Source organism: Shewanella sp. FDAARGOS_354 (assembly GCF_002209245.2).
In the GTDB taxonomy this organism is placed as follows: domain Bacteria; phylum Pseudomonadota; class Gammaproteobacteria; order Enterobacterales; family Shewanellaceae; genus Shewanella; species Shewanella xiamenensis.
The window spans coordinates 4,004,440-4,028,281 of record NZ_CP022089.2 but is presented as its reverse complement, the minus strand read 5'-3'; the positions used below and the strand labels follow the sequence as shown (position 1 = coordinate 4,028,281).

Sequence of the window (23,842 nt, the reverse complement as noted above, 5' to 3'; positions counted from 1 at the left end):
GGTATGAACGACATAATGTTAGCCCCGCCAAGTGATTTAATGGGCCCAATCCCAATCAAGCTGGCACTGGTGATCCCCAATTACAATCACAGCGCCGCGATCGCCCAGACCTTGGACGAGCTCGCCACTCTTAATCTGCCCTGCTATTTGATTGACGATGGCAGTAATGATGAGACCCGCTATCTGCTGCAATCCTTGGCGGAGCAACACGATTGGGTGACCTTGCTGCAACACCCCTACAACCGAGGTAAAGGTGCGGCAGTGATGACAGGGCTTCGCCGCGCCTATCGCGATGGCTTTACCCATGCGCTACAGGTCGATGCCGACGGCCAGCATAATTTAAGTGATATCCCCGCGATGCTCGCCAAAGCCCAGGCTAAGCCGGATACGCTGATCTCGGGTAAGCCCGAGTACGACGAGTCCGTCCCAAAGGGGCGACTCTATGGCCGTTACCTCACCCACTTTTGGGTATGGGTCGAAACCTTAAGCTTTGATATTCAAGATTCTATGTGCGGATTTAGGGTGTATCCATTAGCCGCCACTGAGCGCCTCTTCAGCCAACAAGCACTAACAGAGCGGATGGATTTCGATATCGAAATCCTAGTAAAACTCTACTGGCAAGGGGTAGAAATTCTGTTTCACCCCACCAAGGTCATTTATCCCGAAAACGGCGTCAGCCACTTTCAAGGTGTGGCCGACAATGTGCGTATCACTAAACTGCACACGCGGCTATTTTTTGGCATGTTAAAACGTCTGCCGCAGTTGCTGCGCCGTAAACAAGCGGCGAAATCGACGTCGTCTGCTCATACTGCGACCCATTGGTCAGCCATGAAGGAGCGCGGCAGTTATTGGGGCATCAAACTGTTAGTCGAAAGCTACCGCTTTGGTGGCCATTGGCTGTGCCGCGCCATTATGTATCCCGTGATTTGCTACTTCTTCCTGACTGGCAAAGTCAGCCGCGAAGCCTCATTAGATTTTCTGCGCCGCGTACAGCACCTCGAGCCACGGCATCCCCAGTTAAATCAGCCCGTTGGCTGGCGCGACAGCTTAAGCCACTTTATCGCCTTTGGTAATGCGGCGCTCGATAGAATCGATGCTTGGTGCGATCGCATTCAATTAAGCCAAGTGGATTTTCCCGACCGCCAAGTGCTCGCCGATCAGCTAGAAAGCGGCCAAGGTGCCGTGCTGCTGGTGTCCCACTTAGGCAATCTCGAGCTGTGCCGCGCGATTTCAATCCACCAGCGTAAGGTCAAAGTCAATGTCATGGTGTTAACCAGCCATGCCGAAAACTTTAATAATGTACTCAAACAGTTAAATCCCGATAGCACGCTGAATTTGATCCAAGTGACCGAGCTAAATCCCGCCACATCCATGCTATTACAACAAAAAATTGAAGACGGCGAGTTAGTGGTGATTGCAGGAGATAGAACCTCATCCCACGCCCAAGGGCGAGTCGTGTACGCGCCATTTATGGGCCAAGAAGCCGCCTTCCCACAGGGGCCATTTATTTTGGCCGGACTCTTAGATTGCCCTGTGTATCTGATGTTTTGCCTGCGCGAGCAAGGGCGTTATCGAGTGCATTTAGAACGCTTCGCCGAGACACTTAAAGGCCCACGAGCGGGCAGAATGGAACGACTCCAACAGGCCGTTTCTCGCTACAGCGAACGCCTCGAACACTACGCAAGGCGTGAGCCCTTGCAATGGTTTAACTTCTTTGATTTTTGGCGGGACGATAGCAAGGTTAACCGCGCGACATCCGCCCACAAAACGACAGCAGCACTCCCGGAGCAGGAGCGCACTACAGACAGGACAGAGCATTTATGATCCACGCAGTTACTCACACGACAACCGTTGAGTCGCCAATCAAATTTGGCCGTCAGTTACTCACATTAGAGCAAGTCGTTGCCGTGGCAAAGGGCGCCAAGGTCAAACTCTGTGATGATGGCGATTATCAGGAATATATCCAAAAAGGCGCCCGCTTTATCGATAGTTTGCTGCACGAAGAAGGCGTGGTCTATGGCGTCACCACCGGCTATGGCGACTCTTGCACAGTCAACGTGAGTCTCGATTTAGTCCACGAACTGCCGCTGCACTTATCCCGTTTTCATGGTTGTGGCCTTGGCGAAGTCTTAAGCGTAATGCAGGCGCGCGCCGTGATGGCTTGCCGTTTAAACTCCCTCGCCATTGGCAAATCCGGCGTGACATATGAGCTATTAAAGCGCATCGAAACTTTGCTTAATCTCAATATCGTGCCAGTGATCCCAGAGGAAGGTTCAGTCGGTGCCAGTGGCGATTTAACGCCACTGTCTTACCTTGCCGCTGTACTGGTTGGTGAGCGTGAGGTGATTTACCAAGGCGAGCGCAGAGCCACCCAAGAGGTTTACCGCGAGCTGAACATCACGCCCCATGTGCTGCGCCCCAAAGAAGGCTTAGCCCTGATGAATGGCACGGCAGTGATGACAGCGTTAGCCTGTTTGGCCTTTGATCGCGCACAATATTTAGCGCGTTTAGCCAGCCGCATTACCGCCATGGCGTCGTTAACCCTCAAAGGCAACTCGAACCATTTCGACGATATTTTGTTTGCTGCCAAACCCCATCCAGGGCAAAACCAAATCGCCACTTGGATACGGGAAGATTTGAACCACCATGTTCACCCGCGCAATTCCGACAGATTGCAGGACAGATATTCCATCCGCTGCGCGCCGCACATTATTGGCGTGTTGCAGGATGCGCTGCCCTTTATGCGCCAATTTATCGAGACCGAAGTCAACAGCGCCAACGACAACCCGATTGTCGATGCTGAAGGCGAGCATATTCTCCATGGCGGCCATTTTTACGGCGGGCATATCGCCTTTGCGATGGACTCCTTAAAAAATACTGTGGCCAATATCGCCGATCTGATCGATCGCCAAATGGCATTAGTGATGGACCCTAAATTTAACAACGGTTTACCCGCTAACCTTTCGGGTTCGACTGGTGCACGTCGCGCCATCAACCATGGCTTTAAGGCGGTGCAAATCGGCGTTTCCGCTTGGACGGCGGAAGCACTGAAACACACTATGCCCGCGAGCGTTTTCTCACGCTCAACCGAATGCCATAACCAAGATAAAGTCAGCATGGGCACTATCGCCGCCCGTGACTGTATGCGCGTATTACAGCTGACAGAACAAGTCGCCGCCGCAGCCCTGCTCGCCATGACCCAAGGCATTGGTCTGCGTATCAACCAAAACGAGTTAGACGAAGCCTCACTGACGCCATCGCTTGCGACCACGCTCGCCCAAGTGCGCGCTGACTTTGAGCCATTAGTCGAAGACCGACCACTGGAAGCCGTGCTGCGCCAAACCGTTGCAAAAATCCAAGCGGGCGAATGGGAAGTGTGCCGATGAAAGCCTTGCTCTGCATAGAAATGGACATGCAGGTCCCCTTCCACGATGTGGATTCGATGGGGATCACTTGGCATGGTAATTACCTGCGTTATTTCGAAATTGCCCGTTGCAAATTGCTCGACGAATTAGGCTACAACTATCGCCAAATGCAGGCCTCGAACTACGCTTGGCCGATTATTGATGTGCAGATCAAATACGTTAAGGCCAGCACCTTCGAGCAACACATTACCGTGCACGCCGAGTTGGTCGAGTGGGAAAATCGCCTAAAAATCAATTATCAAATCCGTGATACAGCAACGGGTGAGCGCATTACCAAGGGTTATACCATTCAGGCTGCGGTGGATATGACGAGCCAAGAAATGTGCTTTGTGACACCAGAGATATTTCGCAGCAAAATCGCCCCGCTGCTTGTAAAGGCGGATAGCGAATGAATGTCCTCCTCAAAACCTGGTCGCGAGCTAAGTGGGTGCAATGGTTCTGCCAAGGCGCACTGTTAAGCTGGATGCTGCTTGGCTCTGTGCAGGCGCAAGACCTTGCTACTCCTAACCTTACAGAAGCGAGCCAATATCAGCCCCTATTTAACCAAGGAGCCGATAACGCCGCATTACTCGCCCTCAGCCAAAAGCTTAACCTTGGCGAGACAGTACGCGGCCACTTTGTGCAATCCCGCCAACTTAAAGTGTTAAAAAAGCCCCTCATTAGCCAAGGTCAGTTTGTATTCGACAAAGACCAAGGGCTGATTTGGCAGCAGCTTACGCCCTTTGAGTCCTTGCTCATTTTAAAAGATAAGCAACTTATTCAGCGAGATAGCCAAGGACGAGTGCAAGTCAGCAGCGCCGATGCTTCGGCAAATGCAGCAGCCATGGGGGATTTATTACCAAGTCTGGTGAGTGCCATGCTGGGCGGTGATATTTCAGGATTAAGCAATCATTTTGAACTGCACGTCTTAGCTCAAAAAACCTTAACGAACGAATTAGCTAAGGAAAACTGGCAGCTCGGATTAACCCCTAAAGATCCACTGATGAAAAAAGCCATCGCTAACATGGTGCTCGAAGGCAGCGATACTCTTCATGCCTTAGTGTTGCTCAGCGCCGCACCCAGCGTGAGTCCGCAGGATATCACCCGTATCGATTTTCGCGAGCTGCGCCAAGGTAAACTGAGCGACGCCGAATTAGCCCAGTTCTCTATCGCGCTAACTCAAAAAGTTTCTCCACGGGAGACTGACCCTCAAGAGAGCAAGGCAAAATAATGGCGACCAAGATTGCCACGCGCATAGGTCACAGGCTGATGCACACCTCAAGCAAATTACGCCTTGCGATTTGGCTGTGTCTGATGCTGGCGGCGAGCCTATGGACGCTGCAACTGTGGCAAAATGGGGCAAAGGTTCAAAGCGATATTCTCGCCATGTTGCCACATCTGCAGCAGGATGCGCTCACAGCCCGCGCCCTCGAGCAAGTGGAGTCAACACTCGCCGATCAAGTGTATCTTGCCCTGATTGCCAAGGATGAAACGCAAGCAATTGCGGCGGCGACGCTCCTGATGGAGCAGCTTAAGACTCAAAATACCGCCTTTACCGATATTCGCAGTGCCGACATGCAAATGGGTGAAGCCCTAGGCCAATATTATTTTCCCCATCGATTTAAGCTATTAACCTCAGAGCAAGCCGATGCGTTAACCCATAATGGCCTCGATAGCTTAGTTGCCTCGGCCACACAACAGCTCTACAACGCCTTTAGTTACGCCAATAGCCAACTGCTCACTCAAGATCCTTTGCTGTTATTTCCCGCCAATTTGCTCGCCCTCGCACCCAGCTCGAAACTGAGCGCCAAGCAAGGGATTTTACTTGCTCACCCCAACCAAGGTGTTGATAACAGTGAAGGCGTGGCCGCTATTGTGATGGCAAAGGGTAAAGACAGCGCCTTTAATCCTAATGCCCAACTCATTCAGCAAGCAGCGTTAACACAAGCACTTACCACAGTGACTGGGCAATATGCCAGCATACAAGTATTACAGGCGGGCGCACTGTTTCATGCTTTAGAGGCAACTAATACCGCTAAGAGCGAAATCTCTATCCTTGGCCTCGCCTCTCTGCTTGGGGTGGTGTTATTAGTCTGGCTGGCGTTTCGCTCCGTGATGCCGCTATTGCTGGCGATAATGACAATATCCAGTGGCTTACTGCTGGCGGTGACCTTTACCCTAAGCGTGTTCGGGGAGCTGCATTTGCTCACCCTCGTCTTTGGCACCAGCCTAATTGGGATAGCCATCGACTACAGTTTCCACTTTTACTGCGAGCGGTTAAGCAATCATCAGCGTAGCGCGCAGGCGACCGTGGCCTATATCTTCCCCACTGTGTCTCTCGCCTTTATCACCAGCGCCTTGGCCTATGTCGGCATTGGCCTCGCGCCGTTTCCCGGCATGCAGCAGGTGGCGATTTTCTGCGCCTCTGGCTTACTCGGCGCCTACCTGACGTTAGTGCTGGCTTACCCACTCTTAGCGGGCAGCAAGTTACCTTCGGGAGAGCGTCCGCTGAATCTTGCACAAGCTTATCTTGCGAAACTCACCGGATTCTCAAACAAACTGGTGTCGCCATGGGGATTGAGTCTATTCACCTTACTGCTCGTAGGCGTTTGTCTGCTGGGTATCAGCCAACTTAAGGTGGATGATGATATTCGCCATTTACAACAAAGCCCTGCGAGCGTGACAGAGCCTGAAGATAAGCTCAGAAAACTCCTCAGTGGCGGTACCGATAACCAGTTTTTATTGGTGCGCGCATCGAGTGAAGAAACCTTATTGCAACGGCTCGAAGCCCTAGGCCCACAACTCGATACAGCCATAAAACAGCAAGAGCTGGGCAATTATGTCAGCCTCAGCCGTTACCTACCGAGCAAGCAAAAGCAAGATGCGGCGTATCAATTACAGGGCGAGATTTATCAATCGCAACTCTCCGCAGTGCTCAGTAGCATAGGGCTAGATGACAGCCTAGCGCCAAGCCTTTCTGCCGCCTATCTTGGCGCCAAGGATAGCTATATCACCCCGGCGGATTTTTTCGAACTGGGCTTTGGTAAACAGCTAGCGACACTTTGGCTTGCACCACTGGGATTAGCGCCGCTTGAACACTCAACGGAGCCAACGGCCAATCCAGATAATACACAGCGAGGAAGCGACAGCCATGGCGCCATAGTGTTGCTCGGTGGTATTGAAGATATTGCGGCTCTCAAAGCGCGCTTTGCCAAAGATCCGCAAGTGCAACTTATCGATAAAGTCGCGGATATCTCCACCGTGATGGGGCATTATCGCCTGCTCACCCTTAAATTATTGGGGCTAGCACTGGTTATCGCACTCTTGCTATTTAGCCTAAGTTTTGGACTCAAAAAGGCCACTGTGGTTGTCGCCGTGCCGGCATTGGCCGCGGTACTTACCTTAGCCATTTTAGGCTTAGTCGGCTCCCCCTTAAGCTTATTCCATGCGCTGGCGCTGATTTTAGTCTTCGGGATTGGGATAGATTACAGCTTGTTTTTTGCCTCCGCAGAGCAACATGGCAAGGCGGTGATGATGGCGGTGTTTATGTCTGCCTGCTCGACTCTATTGGCCTTTGGCTTACTCGCCTTTAGCCAAACCCAAGCCATTCATTACTTTGGATTAACCCTATCCCTCGGCATAGGCTTTACCTTTGTACTTTCGCCATTGATTTTGACCACAAGTCAGGTTTTAACCACCAACAAGGTCTCGATACCTACAAGGAATGTTATTTAAATGTCTACCTCTACTGCGGCTAGCGCCACACAGTCTCACACCCTTTGCGTCGATGTCGCCATTATTGGTGCGGGCCCATCCGGCTCGATTGCCGCCAGCTTGTTACATAAGCAAGGTAAACGTGTCGTCGTGCTTGAAAGACAACACTTTCCGCGCTTTTCGATCGGTGAGAGCTTGCTGCCCTGCTGTATGCAATTTATTGAAGAAGCGGGCATGTTAGAGGCGCTGAATGCCGCGGGATTCCAATATAAAAATGGCGCGGCCTTCCGCCGTAACGGGGTGTATACCACCTTCGACTTTACCGACAAATTTACCCCAGGGCCGGGGACAACCTTCCAAGTGCAACGGGGAAACTTCGATAAATTACTCGCCGATACTGCGGCAAGCTTTGGGGTGGAGATCCGTTACGGTGAAACCGTTGAGGCGATAGATTTAACTGCCGCACCTCGTTTAACTGTGCGTAACGAGCAGGGTGAACTTTATCAAGTCGAGGCCAAATATGTGCTCGATGCCAGCGGTTTTGGCCGCGTATTACCACGACTGCTCGACCTCGAAACGCCGTCCTCACTGCCGACCCGCAGCGCCATCTTCACCCATGTGGAAGATAACATCAGCGATCCCAACTTCGACCGGAATAAGATTTTAATTAGCGTGCACCCGCAGCATCAGGATATTTGGTACTGGTTAATTCCCTTCAGCAATGGCCGTTGCTCGCTCGGCGTCGTGGCAGAGCCGCAATTGCTCGCGCGCCTCAAAGGCGATTTAGAGCAGCAGTTAATGACCATAGTCAAGGAAGAGCCCGGCCTTAACGCACTGCTTGCCAATGCCAAAGTCGCCCAGCCCTGTGCGACACTCAAGGGCTATTCCGCCAACGTGTCGCGCCTCGCCACCGATAAGTTTGCGTTGCTGGGCAATGCCGGCGAGTTCCTCGACCCGGTGTTTTCATCAGGCGTAACTATCGCCATGCAGTCGGCATCTATGGCAGCAAAATGCGTGACCAAACAACTTAATGGTGACACAGTGGATTGGCCTACCGAGTACTCAGCGCCGTTAATGCAAGGGGTGAACTCCTTCCGCACCTACGTGCAAGCTTGGTACGATGGCCGCTTCCAAGATGTGATTTTTTATGAAGATCCGAATCCTAAAATCAAGCAAATGATTTGCTCGATTTTGGCGGGCTATGCTTGGGATGTGCAAAATCCCTTTGTTAAAGAATCCGAGCGACGTCTAAACATGGTGGTCGAGCTATGTCGGCAGGATGCTGAACTCATAACAGGCAAACCCGCAATCAGCGAACTCACAATCAACGAATTAGCCGAGGTGTAATTCGATGCGCCTAAGCCCTAACGCCAAAGGTCGCACAAAAGCGATAGTGACAGTAACCCTAATGCTCTCAAGCCTCGGCTTGATGGGCTGCAGTGAGCTGCTCTATCGGCAAACCTGCGTCGGATTCACAAAAGATATGCGTTATTGCTTAGCGCCACTGCCACAGCATTTTGGCCCTGCAACGGCTAAACCGCCCGCTAAACCAAGCAGCAATCAGCCAGCCGCAACCCCAGCTGGCACAGACTCTTCTAACCAGAGTCAAAGTCAGCAAAACGACAGCAAAACTAGGGTATCTTCGCCCCAGTCCTTTAGTCAGAAGGTGAGCATAAAAGTGGGCGATAACACCCATGAGCTGCTCACCCAGCTTGAACTTGAAGGGGAACGCATGACGCTGGTTGGGCTCGCTCCGCTAGGGCAAGCGTTGTTTACCTTGGTTTACGATGGGAATACACTCAGCAGTGAGCAGAGTCAGCTACTCGGGAATGAGTTTAAAGCCGAATATCTGATGGCGATGATGCAACTTATCTATTGGCCAGAACAGAGTATTCGTAGTCATTTAGAAGGTGGAAGTTTAGTGACAGGGCTATGTGACGCCATCCCCTGCCGCCAGTTTTATAGCCAAGACACGCTTATCAGTTACAACGATAACCAAACCCAAGTGATACAAATTCGTTATCAGCACCAAACCGACGATACCCTTTGGCAGGCACATATTAATTTAACCATGCCGCAGGCAAAGTTTGAGTTAGAGATACAACCCATTTAAGCGTCACGTTATAGGCAGCCAATCAAAGATAAAACTTTAAAACTAATCATATTAGCCACTTATATTTACCACCCAGATTCGGTAATAGGTATAGCAAGCAACAATGAATAACAGAGTCGCCATTACACAGATTGGATTGTGTACCCCGTTAGGGCAAACGCCCGAGCAGGTGTTAGCCCGCTTGATTGCAGGCGATACCAGTGCCATGCAAACCAATGACACCCTATTATTTGGGGAGTCGACACTGGTTGCGCCCGTCACTGAGCCATTACCGACGATACCTGCCGCACTGGCGCAATTCGATTGTCGCAATAATCAGTTACTCCTTGCTGCCGCACAGCACATTACCGACACGGTCGAACAGGCGAAACAGACATATGGCGCCGACCGCATCGGCGTGGTCTTAGGCACCAGCACCTCGGGGATTTCGAAGGGCGAAGCTGCCTTGGCCTATCGCAATCAACACGGCCACTTCCCCGCCGATTACCATTACTTTCAACAGGAATTAGGCAGTACCAGCGATTTTTTACGCCAGTTATTTGCGCTCCAAGGTCCCTGCTACACCATTTCGACCGCCTGCTCCTCTAGCGCTAAAGTGTTTGCCAGCGCCAAACGCCTACTTGAGGCCAAGCTGTGCGATATGGTGATTGTCGGCGGTATCGACAGCCTGTGCCAACTCACAGTTAACGGGTTTCACGCCTTAGAGTCGGTTTCCAAAGGACATTGCAATCCCTTCAGCGCCAATCGTGATGGCATCAATATCGGTGAAGGCGCCGCGCTATTTACCCTGACCTTAGCGACAGACAACACAGCAAATGAAGCCTGCGTATTGCTCGCAGGTATCGGCGAGTCGAGCGATGCGCACCATATGTCAGCACCGCATCCTGAAGGCGCAGGGGCGATTGCCGCCATGCAGGCCGCGCTTGATGATGCACAAATATCTGCGCAAGATATTGATTATATAAACTTACATGGCACAGCAACGCCTAAAAATGATGCAATGGAAAGCCGCGCCGTACTCTCGGTATTTGGCGACACGCCGCCCCCTGCAAGCTCAACCAAACCGCTGGTCGGCCATACCTTAGGCGCTGCGGGCGCGATTGAAGCCGCATTTTGTTACCTGTTGCTGTCACCGCATAATCACAGCTTTGCCCTGCCGCCCCATAGGTTTGATGGGCAGCAAGATCCGCAGGACCCTAGCATTGCGCTAGTCGCGGCCATGCAATGCGCCGAGCATGGCAAGCTTAACTATGTGATGAGCAACTCCTTCGCCTTTGGCGGCAGCAATGCCAGCCTGATTTTTTGCCGTAAAGGGGCTTAAGATTGATGTCCAGTTCTATCAATACCGCAATGTCAGCCGCCGAGCCGATTTGGCTGCAACACTTAGCCGAGCAGAATATTGCCGATTTTATTCCGCATCGTGCGCCAATGATCTTGATTGATAAGATTATTAGCCATCAGCAGGATGCGCTCGAAACCGAAGTGCTGATCACTCCGCAGAGCGCTTATTTTGACGAGCAACGTCAGGCCGTCCCCAATTATGTGGGTATCGAATATATGGCGCAGAGCATTGCCGCTTTAGCGGGCGTTGAGGCTAAACTGCGTCACGATAAAATCCGCGTGGGATTTTTATTGGGATCGCGTAAATTAGCCTTACACACGGCGCAATACGAACTCAATCGCTGCTACCGCACTCAGGTTAAACGCCTCTATCAGGAAGAGTCGGGACTGGCGGTATTTGATTGCCAGATTTATCTATTGCCCGAAGCGGGAGCGCAGCAAACACCACTGTTAGTGGCCGAGGCCAATGTGAATGTGTTCCAACCCCAGGACACCCAAGCGTATATCGCCTCAAGCCAGCAGGCTTAATGCCAAGAGTCATGCTTGGCAGCAACAAGTCTTATCACAAAAGGATTTAGCCCTTTGATGCACAAACAACTCATCGAGCATCAAGGGTGGAGAAATAAAGATGAATAACAGAGTATTAGTCACAGGTTCGAGCCGCGGTATTGGCAAAGCAATCGCCCTTAAACTGGCTGCGGCAGGTTATGATATCGCGCTGCATTATCACAGCAATCAGGCCGCAGCCGATACCAGCGCCGCAGAGCTTCGCGCCCTTGGGGTTAACGTCAGCCTACTAAAGTTTGATGTTGCCGACCGCGTTGCCGTCAAAGCCGCCCTTGAGGCCGATATCGAGGCAAATGGCGCTTATTATGGCGTGATACTCAATGCGGGCATCAACCGTGACAATGCTTTTCCGGCAATGAGTGAAGCTGAATGGGATAGCGTAATCCACACTAATCTCGATGGTTTTTACAATGTCATTCACCCCTGCGTTATGCCTATGGTACAAGCGCGCAAGGGCGGACGAATTATCACCTTGGCTTCCGTTTCCGGTATCGCGGGTAACCGTGGTCAGGTCAATTACAGCGCTTCTAAGGCCGGATTGATTGGCGCGACTAAGGCGCTGTCCTTAGAGCTGGCCAAACGTAAGATCACCGTAAACTGTATCGCCCCAGGTTTAATCGAAACCGATATGGTGGCGGATATTCCTAAGGATATGGTCGAGCAGTTAGTGCCGATGCGCCGCATGGGCAAACCCAATGAAATCGCCGCCTTAGCAGCCTTTTTAATGTCGGACGATGCTGCTTATATCACGCGCCAAGTGATTTCGGTGAATGGAGGCATGATCTAAATGACTGAGCCGACAAACCCGCCCCGCTTGGGTAGACGAGTTGTTGTCACCGGCATTGGTGGCATTACCGCCTTAGGTCACGACTGGCCGAGTATCTCAAACCGCCTTAAGGCACAAAAAAACTGTGTAGTGACGATGGCGGAATGGGACAAATATGACGGGCTAAACACTCGCCTTGCCGCCCCCGTGACCGACTTTGAAGTGCCAAGCCATTATTCGCGTAAAAAAATCCGCTCCATGGGACGAGTCTCGATTATGGCGACTCGTGCCAGCGAACTTGCACTTATCGATGCGGGACTCTTGGACGACCCTATCGTCACTTCGGGAGAGATGGGCATTGCCTATGGATCTTCCACGGGCAGTACCGATCCCATTACCGCCTTTGGCGATATGCTGAAAACTGGCGATATGTCAGGCGTTACCGCCACCAGTTATATCCGCATGATGGCCCACACCACAGCGGTAAACGTGGGGGTTTTCTTTGGCCTTAAAGGGCGCATTCACACCACCAGCAGCGCCTGCACCTCAGGTAGCCAAGGCATAGGTTACGCCTATGAAGCGATTAAATATGGTCAGCAAACCTTAATGCTCGCGGGTGGTGGCGAAGAACTCTGCCCCACGGAGGCCGTAGTCTTTGATACGCTGTTTGCGACCAGCACGAAAAACACCACGCCAGAATTATCGCCACGCCCTTTTGATGCCCAGCGGGATGGCTTAGTGATTGGCGAAGGCGCTTGTACGCTAGTACTTGAAGAGTTAGAACACGCCAAAGCGCGCGGCGCGAAGATTTACGCCGAGATCGTCGGCTTTGGCACTAACTCCGATGGCCAGCATGTGACTCAGCCCAATAGCGATACCATGGAAATCGCCATTCGTTTAGCCCTTAAGGATGCGGCGCTCACGCCCGACGCCATTGGTTATGTCAATGCCCACGGCACCGCCACCGACCGCGGTGATATTGCCGAAAGCCATGCGACCCACGCGGTATTCGGTGCGGATATGCCGATTTCATCCCTTAAAAGCTACACCGGCCATACCTTAGGCGCCTGCGGTGCGCTAGAGGCTTGGGTCAGCATTGAGATGATGAATGCGGGCTGGTTTGCCCCCACACTCAATCTCGACAATATCGACCCAGAATGTGCCGCACTCGATTACATTCGTGGCGAGCCACGTGCGCTCGACACCGACTATGTGATGAGCAATAACTTCGCCTTTGGCGGTATCAACACCTCACTGATTTTTAAACGCTGGAAAACGACATAAGGACATATCAATGAAACCATTAGTTGCAAGCATTTTACTCGGTATCAGTTTACTGGCCTCGCCGGTGTGGGCGCAGGATTATACGGTTGAAACCTATCAAGAAATTTTTAAAGGCGACAACCAATTTAAGCAAAAACAAGCCATCGAAGCCCTGACGTTTGCCGGATTATCCGATCCCGCCATTTACGATGTGTTAGAGGCCAAACTTATCGCATCGCTGCCACAAGCCACCGAGAAAAATGCTATCGACTACAGTGCATGGTTAGTCAAAGGTTTAGCTTATTCAGGGAACGATAAATACAGCGGCACCATCAACAATATTATCAATGGCGACTACCATAAGAAGCTGAAGAAGTACGCTACCCAAGCCCTTGAAAATCTTGACCAGTATAAAAAATGGAATGCTATTTTAGGCGATAAAAGCCAATATGTGGCCGAGCAAAGTACTAAAAATAATGCCTATGCCAACGCCTTTAAAAGCAATGATTTAGAGCTGATGCGCCTCGCAGCCAAACGCATGATGGACGATCAAAACTACGATGATTTTCTATTAGAACGCCTGAGCGTTGAGCTGAAAAATCCACGTTTGATGAGTAACGACAAGTTAGCCATCGACACCTACGCCAATATGGCGAAAGCGCTTGCGGCATCGGGTAATACCCAATACCGCGAAGTGATTGAAAATATTGCCAACAACAACCCAAACAAAAAGCTGAAAAGCTACGCCGAGAGCTATTTGAAGAAGTACTACTAAATCGCTTTTGAGCTAGCAAAAGCGTTAACAACAAGCCGATAATCATCTCGGCTTGTTGATCTCATTTGTAGGCAAGTCCTCATCAAGCGAATCAAGATAACCCATCATTAGCACAAATCGCACGATTTAATCATTTTGACCATTTCGCTCAATAAACTATACTGCCACTGTATTTCCAAAACGGGGCTTAACTCATGCAAACATTAACCGCCAATGACGCCAAACGAAATTTCGGTGAGTTGCTGCTAAACGCTCAACGTGAACCCATCAAGATCAGCAAAAACAGTAAAGATGCGGTTGTGGTTATGTCTATCCACGATTACGAACAGCTTGAGGCGATGAAAGCCGACTATCTGAAGCACTGTTTCAACGCAGCCAAAGAAGATTTAGCGAAGGGCAATGTGGTAGATGGCGAAGATTTTCTTAACGCCCTGTAGCTACTCACATGAATAATAAACGCTATAAACTGAGTAGGTTAGCTCAGGCTCACCTACTAAAGATTAAAGACTACACCCTTCAACACTTTTCTGAGTCGCAGTGGCACAAATACAAACAAAGCCTAATATCCGGCTTGCAAATGTTAGCCAATCACCCCGGATTAGGCAGAAGCTGCAACGATATTTACCCCAACGGTTTCTACTTTCCTATCGGTAAACACACAGCCTACTTCACCAAAGAAGACGACTTTATCCTTATCGTTGCCCTGTTAGGTCAACCACAACTACCCCAACATCATCTGAAATAGCCCCACCTCTTTCATAGATCTGAAGTATTTGCAGTAGGCGTGAGGCCAACTACTGTACTGGCTCGACGACACGCTGAATAGAAACCTAGGTTTTCTAAGCTTATGAACGAGAGCCATGGACGGCGAACTGGCCGTTAGACACGGATGTTGTTCAAGTCCATCCTTAGATACAGGGTCGCCACATCTGATGTGAAAGGATTCACAAATGCCACGATGGCATGAATGCCAAAAAGCGGCCATGGGGCGGACGTTCGTCTCGCCAATCACCATGCATCGGTAACTTCTTCGACTTAAAAGAGTCCTCTACATAAATACCAATACAAGGTGTAAGGAAGCAACACATGCTAGCACCTCAACTCACCCAAATTAGATTTTCAACTCACGATTCATAATTTCATTAAACAGTTATAGTACTGGGTACTGAATCTGAACCATCTATTAATGCTAGAACATGGTCAAGGTACCTTTGCGCCTCCGACGAATCAGTTGACTGTCTTAAATATTGTGGAATCCGCTCGACAAATTCAGAACGAGATAAAGGCTGATGTTCCAAAAGCGCTTCAATCATTGCAGGTCGCAGCAATCGGCAATCATCCTCTGTATGAGGACTGCCCAACTCGATAACATGCTGCGCAAAATGTCTTAGTTTTTCCTTTAAACTCAACTCTGCTGCAGGTTGATTCAAGACTACTGATGCAACTGCAGGTTGAACTACGGTTTCTTCTGTTTCATCAACATCCAAATTCGGCACAGTCACTTTTATTGCTGACTTCAGTTCATGAAGTTCTCGAATAATTGGTGCTAACACCTCTTCTGGGTTGCCAAACCAATCAGTTGACCAAATACGGTTGATCTTCCAGCCTAAACGCTCCAATACTTCCTGTCTTAATCTGTCGCGATCCCGAGCAGACTTCGCCGAATGATAAGCGGCTCCATCACATTCAATCCCCATTAAATAGCGTCCAGGACTACCAGGGTCCTTAACAGCTATATCAATAAAAAATCCTGCAACCCCCACCTGAGGCTCACATTCAAATCCTTCTTTTGTTAAAGCTTCAATTACCGCAATTTCAAAATCACTATCCGGCCCTTTCCCTGTAGAAGTCGAAATTGAATCCAACATGCCTTTTTCAGCAAATTGCAGGAAACCTTTAAGCGCGATAACACCTCGCTTACTAGTCTCACTCGTTAGCACATCTTCAGCACGCATAGAGCTAAACACATGCATCCGCTTTTTGGAGCGAGTAAACAGTACGTTTAATCGTCTCCAGCCCACATCCGAGTTTATCGGTCCAAAGCGTTGATAAACTTTACCTCCGACCTCGGCAGGGCCATATGTGAAAGAGATATAAATGACATCACGTTCATCCCCCTGCACGTTTTCTAAGTTTTTGATAAACAGAGGCTCATCATGGACACGAAGCTTACTAATTGCCGCTTCTGCTGAAGCATCTGAGCGGCAAAGCTCATCCAAAGCACGTTCAATTTGGTCCCGCTGTTTAGAACTCATCGCTACGATGCCAATTGATTCTTCAGGACGAGTTTGTGCGTGCTTTACTACTGCCCGCGCAACAACATTTGCCTCTTCGATATTGTGTTGATTCGTAAACCGTCCACCAGCCACATAGCTAAATTTGATACCGTAGTCGGGGGAATCCGCATTTGGAGAGGGGAAAATAACCAAATCGCTGTTGTAGAAATGACGGTTAGAATAAGCGATTAACTTTTCATGTTGAGAGCGATAATGCCAACGTAAACGACGCATCGGAAATAGGGGCAGTGAAGCATCTAGAATACTGTCGGTATCCCCTAATGCTGCAACTTCCTCGTCATCATCACTTTCAATTGAACGATCGAAAAAGCTCGTGGGCGGTAACTGTTTGGGGTCACCCACTACAACAATTTGCTTGCCTCTAGCAATCACACCAAGCGCATCTTCGGGTTTGACCTGCGAAGCTTCATCCATCACTACTAAGTCAAACTCTAATCTGCCAGGTGCAAGGTAATGAGCAGCAGACATTGGCCCCATCATAAAACAAGGTTTCAACGCTAACAGTGCTTCTCCTGCACGGTTAACCAATTGCCGAATTGGGATATGCTTAGTCTTCTTACCCAACTCATTTCTTATCAGAGCAAAGTCGGTATATTCACTTTTACGGCCACCGGAGTTACCTTCAGGCACTGAGCGAGATGCAATTTTGGCTGCAATACGTTCTCGTTGTAGCTTGAATAGCTTTTTATCGTAGATTTTAAATTTGGTTTGGATCGCGTTACGTTGCGTACCTGAAACTCTAGCCAAATCTGGATGTTGATTGATAATCTCCCTCGACAACTGGTCATTCAACGCCAAATCCAAGGCCAAATCAGCTTGCTCGATATCCAAAGCACCATTAAATACCGCTTCCCAGATCCGCTCTAATCCAAGCTCATGCATCTGCATTCGATTACGAGTGAAATTAACCCAACCATTCAACCATCGAGGCTGCGAAATTGCGCGCTGATTACGAATGATCAATCCTTTAAGTGAATCATCAACAGGTCTAAACCACATCTCGACATCTAGCTCGGTTTCAGACTCAAACACCGACAATTTGTCAGCCTGATTGTTTCTTAGTTCCTTAAGTCTTGCTCCTTCTCCAAGCAATTCTTCATAATTTTGTGCATTCTCAAGCTGCCTTACACAAGCAGCAAAAGAAGTACTGCTCACTTGCTTTAAAAGATGCTCAGCTAAATCTAAGGTGGAGCTGATAACACCAATAGACGAACTATTATCTTTATGCACCCCAAAAGACAATGGCATAGTCTTATCTGCAAATGGTTCTAATAGGGGCCGCTTGTCAGCTAACTCTTGATGCCATTGCTGCATTTGCTTAATAGCATTAACTAATTTTCCTGCTTCACTGAGCAAAGTGTCATCACTCAAGTACCAGCTTTGCAGTTGTTCTAAAGCTTGCCTCACTTCCAGACTGAGACTATCCAGCAAAGAACCTTCACCAACCCATACAAGTTGTTGCTGCTGATTTAGATTTACAGATTTTTTGGGTAGACGCTGTAATAAACTATCGATCATAGATATTGTTTCAAGCAATACCGATGAAAGCTTTTGCTTTTCTAGCTGGTGGACACCCTTAATTAATGTTGAATCCAACCCTAAAACGCTCGTACCAATAGCGACTTTGGGACCAAAACCTACACCGTAGGTTTCTCTTACTCTGATATACCACTGACGTAAGGCGGTTAGCTGTTCATAGTCAGTCTCAATACCTCTAAAAGCATTGCCTAACGAACGAGCATGATCGCATGCATCAAATTGTTTCAGCTCGGAGCGATATTTAACTAACTCGTCAAATTGATTCTTGGCTTTAGCGAATTTAATGGCTGGATTAATGACTGACTTGAGTAATGTGCGTGCTTGTCGCCAATTGCTGTTAAACCAAGACAGTATTCCACCCTGTTGTAACACCAAAACGGCCTGACTGAGCTCTTCGGCTGTGGGTAATTGTTCCAGTAAAAAGGTTTTAGAAAGGCTTTCTTTTAAAGGCCTAAGTACGGCACATTGTTTAGATAGCGTTTTTAACGTGGTATCAACAACATCGTCATCAAATACCGAATCACGAAGAGGTATTAATTCTGTCGGTAAACCAGCAATAACCTGAAGTAACTGAGCCGTAAATTGCAAGCCATTACGACTATCATCCATTGCATTAGAAATCGCCGAAGGGAGAGCTTGCTTAAAGTCACTTAACTCATTAGTCAGCATACCAAGTGTAAGTGAGGCCTTATTTAACGACTCGTACCACTTCACTAGGTCGCGAATCGTTATCCCATTTGGAATAACGAAAGTATCTAATCCCGTTTTAGGCATATCCTGCGGTTGGATGTGTTCAATTGAATTGAGTTTGTCAGGATGAATCTTCTCGCTTAATTGCTGATAATGTTTTTGTAAGTCCTCAAAAACCGAAAGATAACTTCTTACACTCTCGATAGCACCTTCAGCTTCAAAAGAACGTAGAGCTTCAAATACCTCTCCACCAGCGAGAGGCTTTAAAGAATTAAGGTCCTGTAATACCGTATTTATCAGTTTAAGAGAGTCCATACCATCAACATCAATATTCCAATCACTAATAAATAGCTGGTACTCTTGAGCAAAAATCTCAAGTGACTGTTGCCACTGAACTAAACATTCGACAATACGATCACTATCAAATATCTGAATCTCAGTATTTCTGACACCACTCCAAGGGTGTTGGTAGATTTCAACTTCATGCCCAAGTTGCTCCCGAATTTCACGGTATATCTGCTGGAATGTCGCAACCTGATCTTGTAAACGTAACTGCTTCACTTTATTCAGAGATTGACCACTAACATCTTTGAGATGAAGTGAAGTTGCATCTATCTCAAGTTTGCTTCGATAACGGGTCGCAGCACTCAAAATTTGGTGGATACTTTTGCCCGTCTGCTCCCACTCTTTATTGATTAAAGCGGCATACTCGTTCAGTTGCTGCTTGAGCTCTTCGTAACGCAAAATTTGCGCATTGATTTCCATCTGACTCGGCATCGTTGCATTTAAAGTCACACGCGCCTGAATATCGTCCAGCACTTTACGCTTATGTGTTTTATGGCTATGCAGCTCTAAACAAAACTCACCAAGGCCAGCCCTATCGAGACGGCTTTTAACCACTTCTAGCGCCGCCATCTTTTCAGCAACAAACAGTACCTTTTGACCATTCATTAAAGCTGCTGCGATTAGGTTAGTAATCGTCTGAGACTTACCACTGCCTGGGGGACCTTCAATCACTAAATCACGGCCCTGAATAGCGTCAATTAAAGCACTGTGCTGGGAACTATCGGCATCATCAATAAGCGGCACTTTATTATGAATATCAGTGTAAGCATCAATATCATGTTCACCAGAACTATCCCCACCAGCTGGGACTGACTCCCCTTTTTGGCTAACAAAGAAACGACGAATTACGTTATGGGAAGTGATGTTTCTATCTCCCTGTGGCCATCGCTCAGGGTCTAGATCCAGATACATCATCATTTTGCCAAAGTTCAACAATCCCAAGCATCCAAAACGCTGTAGGGACCAGTTAGGCTTATTCTTTTTGATAAGCTTGTTAACTGCTGAAAAGTAACCATCGGGAGTTTGATCGTCTTCGAAATCAGGCAGAGCCAACGCAAAGTCAGTTTGTAGCTTTGCCTTCAAAGAAAGGTTAGGCAGAATATCTTCGCCGGTATAAACCAGCTGATATTTATATAGGCCATCTTTGGGATCTAACTTACCGCGCTCAAGACGGACGGGAATGCTAAACAAGGGCGCAAGGCGAGCTTTATCTGAAATATCGGCTTCATACCACTCTAGGAAGCCTAGAGCGAGATACAAGATATTCGCGCCACTTTCTTCTAACGCAGTCTGGGCTTTATTATAAATGGCTCTTAGTCTGGCCTCTAATTCACCAGGGAATAGCAATACTTGGATCTTATTATCAGTATGCTTCGAATGTACTTGGGCAATTTGAACACCATTACCCGATTTGATTTGGCGTTCAAAATCCCCAAGGTCTTTGTATCCAGCTTGGTGACAAGCGGCGGTTAATAGTGCTAGATCAACTCCATATTCAGCATAATGAGAGCGGATACCCGTTAGTTTATCGTTATGCGCTAATGCATACTCAGTGATAAATTCACTGGCTTTTTCTAATAGTTGCTTATTAACTGCTGGAGATTCATCTCCCAGATCACCGCCAGGTAAAGTATAAGAAGTATTAATCCCTAGTACTTTGGCCCACTCCATTGCAGTGGGAAAAGGCTTTAACTGCACATCTTTTTTATCTTTTCCGACTTGTATATATCCATGCTCAATTAACTGTTCACGGGTCGGTTCGTCGACGGGTCCAAACTCCATAGTAAAATCAGAACATAAAGCATTGGAAAGCTGGTCGGGTAACTCGTCGACGATTCGCAGGGCAGAGGTTTTGTTCGTAATTGGGAAATTTAGAAGGCGATTTCTAGCGGATAAGTCAAGAAGCTTCTTGCGCATCATTTCAAGTGATGAACTAATAAAAAGGTCTGCTTTTATATCAGATGTGTTTTTCGCGATTACCATTGCGCCTCCTTTGCATTAAGCAAATTCCATTCAAACAATAATTTTATAGTATTTATTGTTCTCTTAGAGTCAAACATACACTATAGAATCAATAACCTAGCCGTGTTCAACCGCTTAAATAACACTAACTTGATTGTTATCAAGCGTACTATTTAAGTTATTTAATTATCAGCTCTCAATGATGCTGAATATTAACAGATTTCCATTCAAAAAAGAGAAGTGTCTTTTCAATTTGGTAGTATATACAGCTCCAAATTTATAGCTCCGTCCATTTAGCCAGATGAAAATCGAGGATTTAGGAAGCTGTAGCAAATTTTGCAATGAGCACAAGGGGCTTTCAACTCCGTTGGGGGAGTCTTGGCTGATGTGAAATCAATAGGACGAGCTGTCCTCCTTGGTCGACTCTTGATTAAAAATCAGTGGGTGAAGCCCCACGACTTTGATTCTGCGTTTAGCTTTAACTAAAAACTCTTGGCCTACCCTTTGCTTAGTCACCGCAGCGTTTTAACCCTAAAAACAACGAAACGCGATAACGTTATGATGGATAAGCGACAACACAGGGAATTTTAATCTTGAGAGCAACAATGAAAATAATACTAGATGATCTAAAAGGGCCTGAAATTGCAGCACTTTTAACTGAGCACCTTGAAGATATGCGGGCAACCTCGCCACCAGAAAGCGTGCACGCATTAGACCTTGATGGCCTGCGCCAACCCAATATTCGCTTTTGGACACTGTGGGATGGCCGCAATCTGGCAGGCTGCGGTGCACTAAAATGGTTAGATGCCGAGCATGCGGAGATCAAATCGATGCGCACCGCCGCCACCTACAAACAACAAGGGATCGCTTCTAAGGTATTGCAGCATTTGATCAATGACGCCAAAGCCGCAGGCGTGCAGCGCCTCAGTTTAGAAACGGGCTCAATGGCCTTTTTCCTGCCCGCACGTTCTCTCTACGCTAAGTTTGGCTTCGAGCTGTGTGGCCCCTTTGCCGATTACACGCTCGACCCCAATAGCCTATTTATGACCCAAAAGCTCTAGGCCTCAACACACATCAATCCACTTACATGGCGAACCGCAATCTAGACCTAATCACAGCTAAGCTTTTGCCTGCTTAGCTGTGGTTAAGGCGCGATGCTTGTGCCAGTAATGCATTAAAAATCCGAGTAATAATCCCCAGAAGGCGCTGCCGATCCCCAATATACTCACGCCTGAGGCGGTGACGAGAAACGTAATCACTGCCACTTCTCGCTCGTCGTTATCCGCAAGCGCGGCGGTTAGACTGTTACCTATGGTGCCAAGCAGGGCTAATCCTGCAATCGCGAGCACTAACTCCTTCGGAAACGCGGCGAAGAGACCAACTACAGTGGCGCCGAGTAAGCCAGTGATAAAGTAAAACACACCGCCCCACACAGCCGCCCAATAACGGGTCGCGGGATTTGGGTCAGCTTCTTTACCCATACAAATGGCCGCCGTAATAGCCGAGAGATTAAAAGCAAAGCCGCCAAAGGGGGCAAACAATACGCCCATCAGACCCGTCACGGTAATTAATGGCGAGATAGGCGGGCGATAACCATGGCTGTGGAGCGCTGCTACCCCAGGCATATTTTGTGAGGCCATAGTCACCACAAATAAGGGCAGCGCCACGCCCACTACGCTGGTGACAGAAAACGCAGGCGCTATCCATACAGGGGCGGCGAATTGCAGCTCAAGCTTATCGAGTTGCAGTAGATCCAATTGATAACTCATCCCTATTCCCGCTACGAGGGTGAGCAACATAATGTAACGCGCCGCAAAGGGCTTAAGCACAACAAACACTAATAACATCAATAGGATTAAGCTCAGTTGAGTCTGCATGGCTTGAAACAGCCCTAAACCAAACTGCAGTAAAATCCCCGCTAACATGGCCGAAGCGACTGACTGCGGCATGATACGAATAAGCTTATCCATCCAGCCCGCCAAGCCGCATAGGGTGATCAACAAAGAGCTGATCAGGAAGGCACCAACGGCTTCGTGGATACTTAATCCCGCAAGGCTGCTAACCATCAATGCGGCCCCGGGGGTCGACCATGCCGTAAGCACCGGATTTTTATAGTAGAGAGACAGGCCAATACTGGTGAGCCCCATGCCAACACCTAAGGCCCACAGCCATGAACTCATTTGTGCCGATGTCGCGCCCACAGCGTCCGCCGCCTGCAGGATAATCACCGCCGAACTGCTGTAGCCCACCAGCACGGCAATAAAGCCCGCCGATATTTTTGATAGTCCTAAAGCCTCGCGCCACATCATCCCTACTCCTACCTTTGCCTTGATAATCGCACCATTTCTTGTGCGCTATAACGCACAAGATGGACAAGATAGCACCTGTGCGTTATAACGTACAAATAATTTTTTAAGCGTCAAAACCTAATGCAGACCATCAACAGTTATCTTGCCGCGACCCTAAAACAACTGCGCAGCCAAAAGGGTTGGAGCCTAGATAAAGCGGCACTCGAGACAGGCGTAAGCAAGGCCATGATAGGCCAGATTGAGCGCGGCGAATCTAGCCCCACTATTGCTACCTTGTGGAAAATCGCTAGCGGTTTTAATACCTCACTCTCAACCTTTCTGGAGCCGACACCCGAGAGCCAAGGCGCGGTCTTTCGTAACGCCGATGCATTACGCCAAAAGCCTGCAACCGACGGCATGTTAGTGGCATCGCTATTTCCCTTTGAGCCACGCTTTGGTTTTGAGATGTTTGAACTCACCCTATTACCGCACTATGAGCGCCTTTCCGAGCCCCATGAGGCGGGCGTGACCGAGCATGTGATCGTACTGAGCGGCACCATGGAAGTGTTAGTCGATGGCCAGTGGCAGCCATTACAGCAGGGCGAAGCCGTGCGCTTTGCCGCCGATAAACCCCACGGTTACCGCAACTTAAGCGATCAACCCGTGGTGTTTCATGATCTTATCCATTACCACAGGGAAGCGCCTGCCACCGAGTAATGCCGACAAGCCAAGCACCCAACAGATTGCCGCTTGCGCTCACTAATCCATTAGAATAAAC

The 23,842-nt window shown here is 48.8% G+C and carries 18 protein-coding genes; 16 read left to right on the top strand and 2 right to left on the bottom strand.

Translation table 11 applies throughout. The annotated features are described in order from the left end of the window. The first annotated feature begins 15 nt into the window (after positions 1-15). From CEQ32_RS18135 to CEQ32_RS18070, 14 genes are all read left to right on the top strand, one after another. Positions 16-1,824 carry a glycosyltransferase family 2 protein gene (locus CEQ32_RS18135; protein ID WP_181159777.1) on the top strand — a complete coding sequence of 603 codons (1,809 nt, stop codon included), beginning with the start codon at positions 16-18 and terminating at the stop codon, positions 1,822-1,824. Beyond that, complete coding sequence (locus tag CEQ32_RS18130; RefSeq protein WP_088586547.1) at positions 1,821-3,386, top strand: HAL/PAL/TAL family ammonia-lyase; 1,566 nt, start codon at positions 1,821-1,823, stop codon at positions 3,384-3,386. The genes CEQ32_RS18135 and CEQ32_RS18130 overlap by 4 nt, the downstream gene beginning before the upstream one ends. After that, positions 3,383-3,817 carry an acyl-CoA thioesterase gene (locus CEQ32_RS18125; RefSeq protein WP_088586546.1) on the top strand — a complete coding sequence of 145 codons (435 nt, stop codon included), beginning with the start codon at positions 3,383-3,385 and terminating at the stop codon, positions 3,815-3,817. The genes CEQ32_RS18130 and CEQ32_RS18125 overlap by 4 nt, the downstream gene beginning before the upstream one ends. Continuing rightward, entirely contained in the window at positions 3,814-4,635 is an 822-nt protein-coding gene (locus CEQ32_RS18120; RefSeq protein ID WP_088586545.1) for an outer membrane lipoprotein carrier protein LolA, read from the top strand. Before CEQ32_RS18125 ends, CEQ32_RS18120 begins: the two co-directional genes overlap by 4 nt. Beyond that, entirely contained in the window at positions 4,635-7,139 is a 2,505-nt protein-coding gene (locus CEQ32_RS18115) for an MMPL family transporter (protein ID WP_088586544.1), read from the top strand. Before CEQ32_RS18120 ends, CEQ32_RS18115 begins: the two co-directional genes overlap by 1 nt. After that, on the top strand, positions 7,140-8,465 hold the full coding sequence (locus CEQ32_RS18110) for an NAD(P)/FAD-dependent oxidoreductase (protein WP_088586543.1): 1,326 nt from the start codon (positions 7,140-7,142) through the stop codon (positions 8,463-8,465). A gap of 4 nt (positions 8,466-8,469) precedes the next feature. Beyond that, positions 8,470-9,231: a DUF3261 domain-containing protein gene (locus CEQ32_RS18105; protein ID WP_088586542.1), complete on the top strand. Its 762-nt coding sequence runs from the start codon at positions 8,470-8,472 to the stop codon at positions 9,229-9,231. A 103-nt stretch (positions 9,232-9,334) separates the two neighbouring features. Next, positions 9,335-10,552 carry a beta-ketoacyl-[acyl-carrier-protein] synthase family protein gene (locus CEQ32_RS18100; protein WP_055647373.1) on the top strand — a complete coding sequence of 406 codons (1,218 nt, stop codon included), beginning with the start codon at positions 9,335-9,337 and terminating at the stop codon, positions 10,550-10,552. 5 nt (positions 10,553-10,557) lie between these two features. Then, on the top strand, positions 10,558-11,100 hold the full coding sequence (locus CEQ32_RS18095) for a hotdog family protein (protein ID WP_055647372.1): 543 nt from the start codon (positions 10,558-10,560) through the stop codon (positions 11,098-11,100). Between the two features lie 100 nt (positions 11,101-11,200). Then, the gene (locus CEQ32_RS18090; RefSeq protein WP_055647371.1) at positions 11,201-11,926 is read left to right on the top strand and encodes a 3-ketoacyl-ACP reductase FabG2; all 726 of its coding nucleotides are present in this window, start codon (positions 11,201-11,203) and stop codon (positions 11,924-11,926) included. Further along, the gene (locus CEQ32_RS18085; RefSeq protein WP_055647370.1) at positions 11,927-13,189 is read left to right on the top strand and encodes a beta-ketoacyl-ACP synthase; all 1,263 of its coding nucleotides are present in this window, start codon (positions 11,927-11,929) and stop codon (positions 13,187-13,189) included. 10 nt (positions 13,190-13,199) lie between these two features. Continuing rightward, positions 13,200-13,943, top strand: coding sequence for a hypothetical protein (locus CEQ32_RS18080; RefSeq protein ID WP_088586541.1), 744 nt, complete (start codon positions 13,200-13,202; stop codon positions 13,941-13,943). A 194-nt stretch (positions 13,944-14,137) separates the two neighbouring features. Further along, the gene (locus tag CEQ32_RS18075; protein ID WP_011621139.1) at positions 14,138-14,380 is read left to right on the top strand and encodes a type II toxin-antitoxin system Phd/YefM family antitoxin; all 243 of its coding nucleotides are present in this window, start codon (positions 14,138-14,140) and stop codon (positions 14,378-14,380) included. A gap of 8 nt (positions 14,381-14,388) precedes the next feature. Further along, complete coding sequence (locus CEQ32_RS18070; protein WP_088586540.1) at positions 14,389-14,688, top strand: type II toxin-antitoxin system RelE/ParE family toxin; 300 nt, start codon at positions 14,389-14,391, stop codon at positions 14,686-14,688. A gap of 397 nt (positions 14,689-15,085) precedes the next feature. Here CEQ32_RS18070 and hhe read toward each other — a convergent pair whose 3' ends face one another. Beyond that, on the bottom strand, positions 15,086-20,797 hold the full coding sequence (hhe, locus tag CEQ32_RS18065; RefSeq protein ID WP_088586539.1) for a DUF4011 domain-containing anti-phage protein Hhe: 5,712 nt from the start codon (positions 20,795-20,797) through the stop codon (positions 15,086-15,088). A 584-nt stretch (positions 20,798-21,381) separates the two neighbouring features. Here hhe and CEQ32_RS18060 point away from each other — a divergent pair. Next, on the top strand, positions 21,382-21,837 hold the full coding sequence (locus tag CEQ32_RS18060) for a GNAT family N-acetyltransferase (protein ID WP_088586538.1): 456 nt from the start codon (positions 21,382-21,384) through the stop codon (positions 21,835-21,837). A 57-nt stretch (positions 21,838-21,894) separates the two neighbouring features. On the opposite strand, the gene CEQ32_RS18055 is transcribed toward CEQ32_RS18060, so the two are convergent. Next, complete coding sequence (locus tag CEQ32_RS18055; protein ID WP_088587009.1) at positions 21,895-23,082, bottom strand: benzoate/H(+) symporter BenE family transporter; 1,188 nt, start codon at positions 23,080-23,082, stop codon at positions 21,895-21,897. A gap of 123 nt (positions 23,083-23,205) precedes the next feature. Here CEQ32_RS18055 and CEQ32_RS18050 point away from each other — a divergent pair, with 123 nt between their 5' ends. Continuing rightward, positions 23,206-23,781 carry a helix-turn-helix domain-containing protein gene (locus CEQ32_RS18050; protein WP_037423247.1) on the top strand — a complete coding sequence of 192 codons (576 nt, stop codon included), beginning with the start codon at positions 23,206-23,208 and terminating at the stop codon, positions 23,779-23,781. The last annotated feature ends 61 nt before the right edge of the window (positions 23,782-23,842 follow it).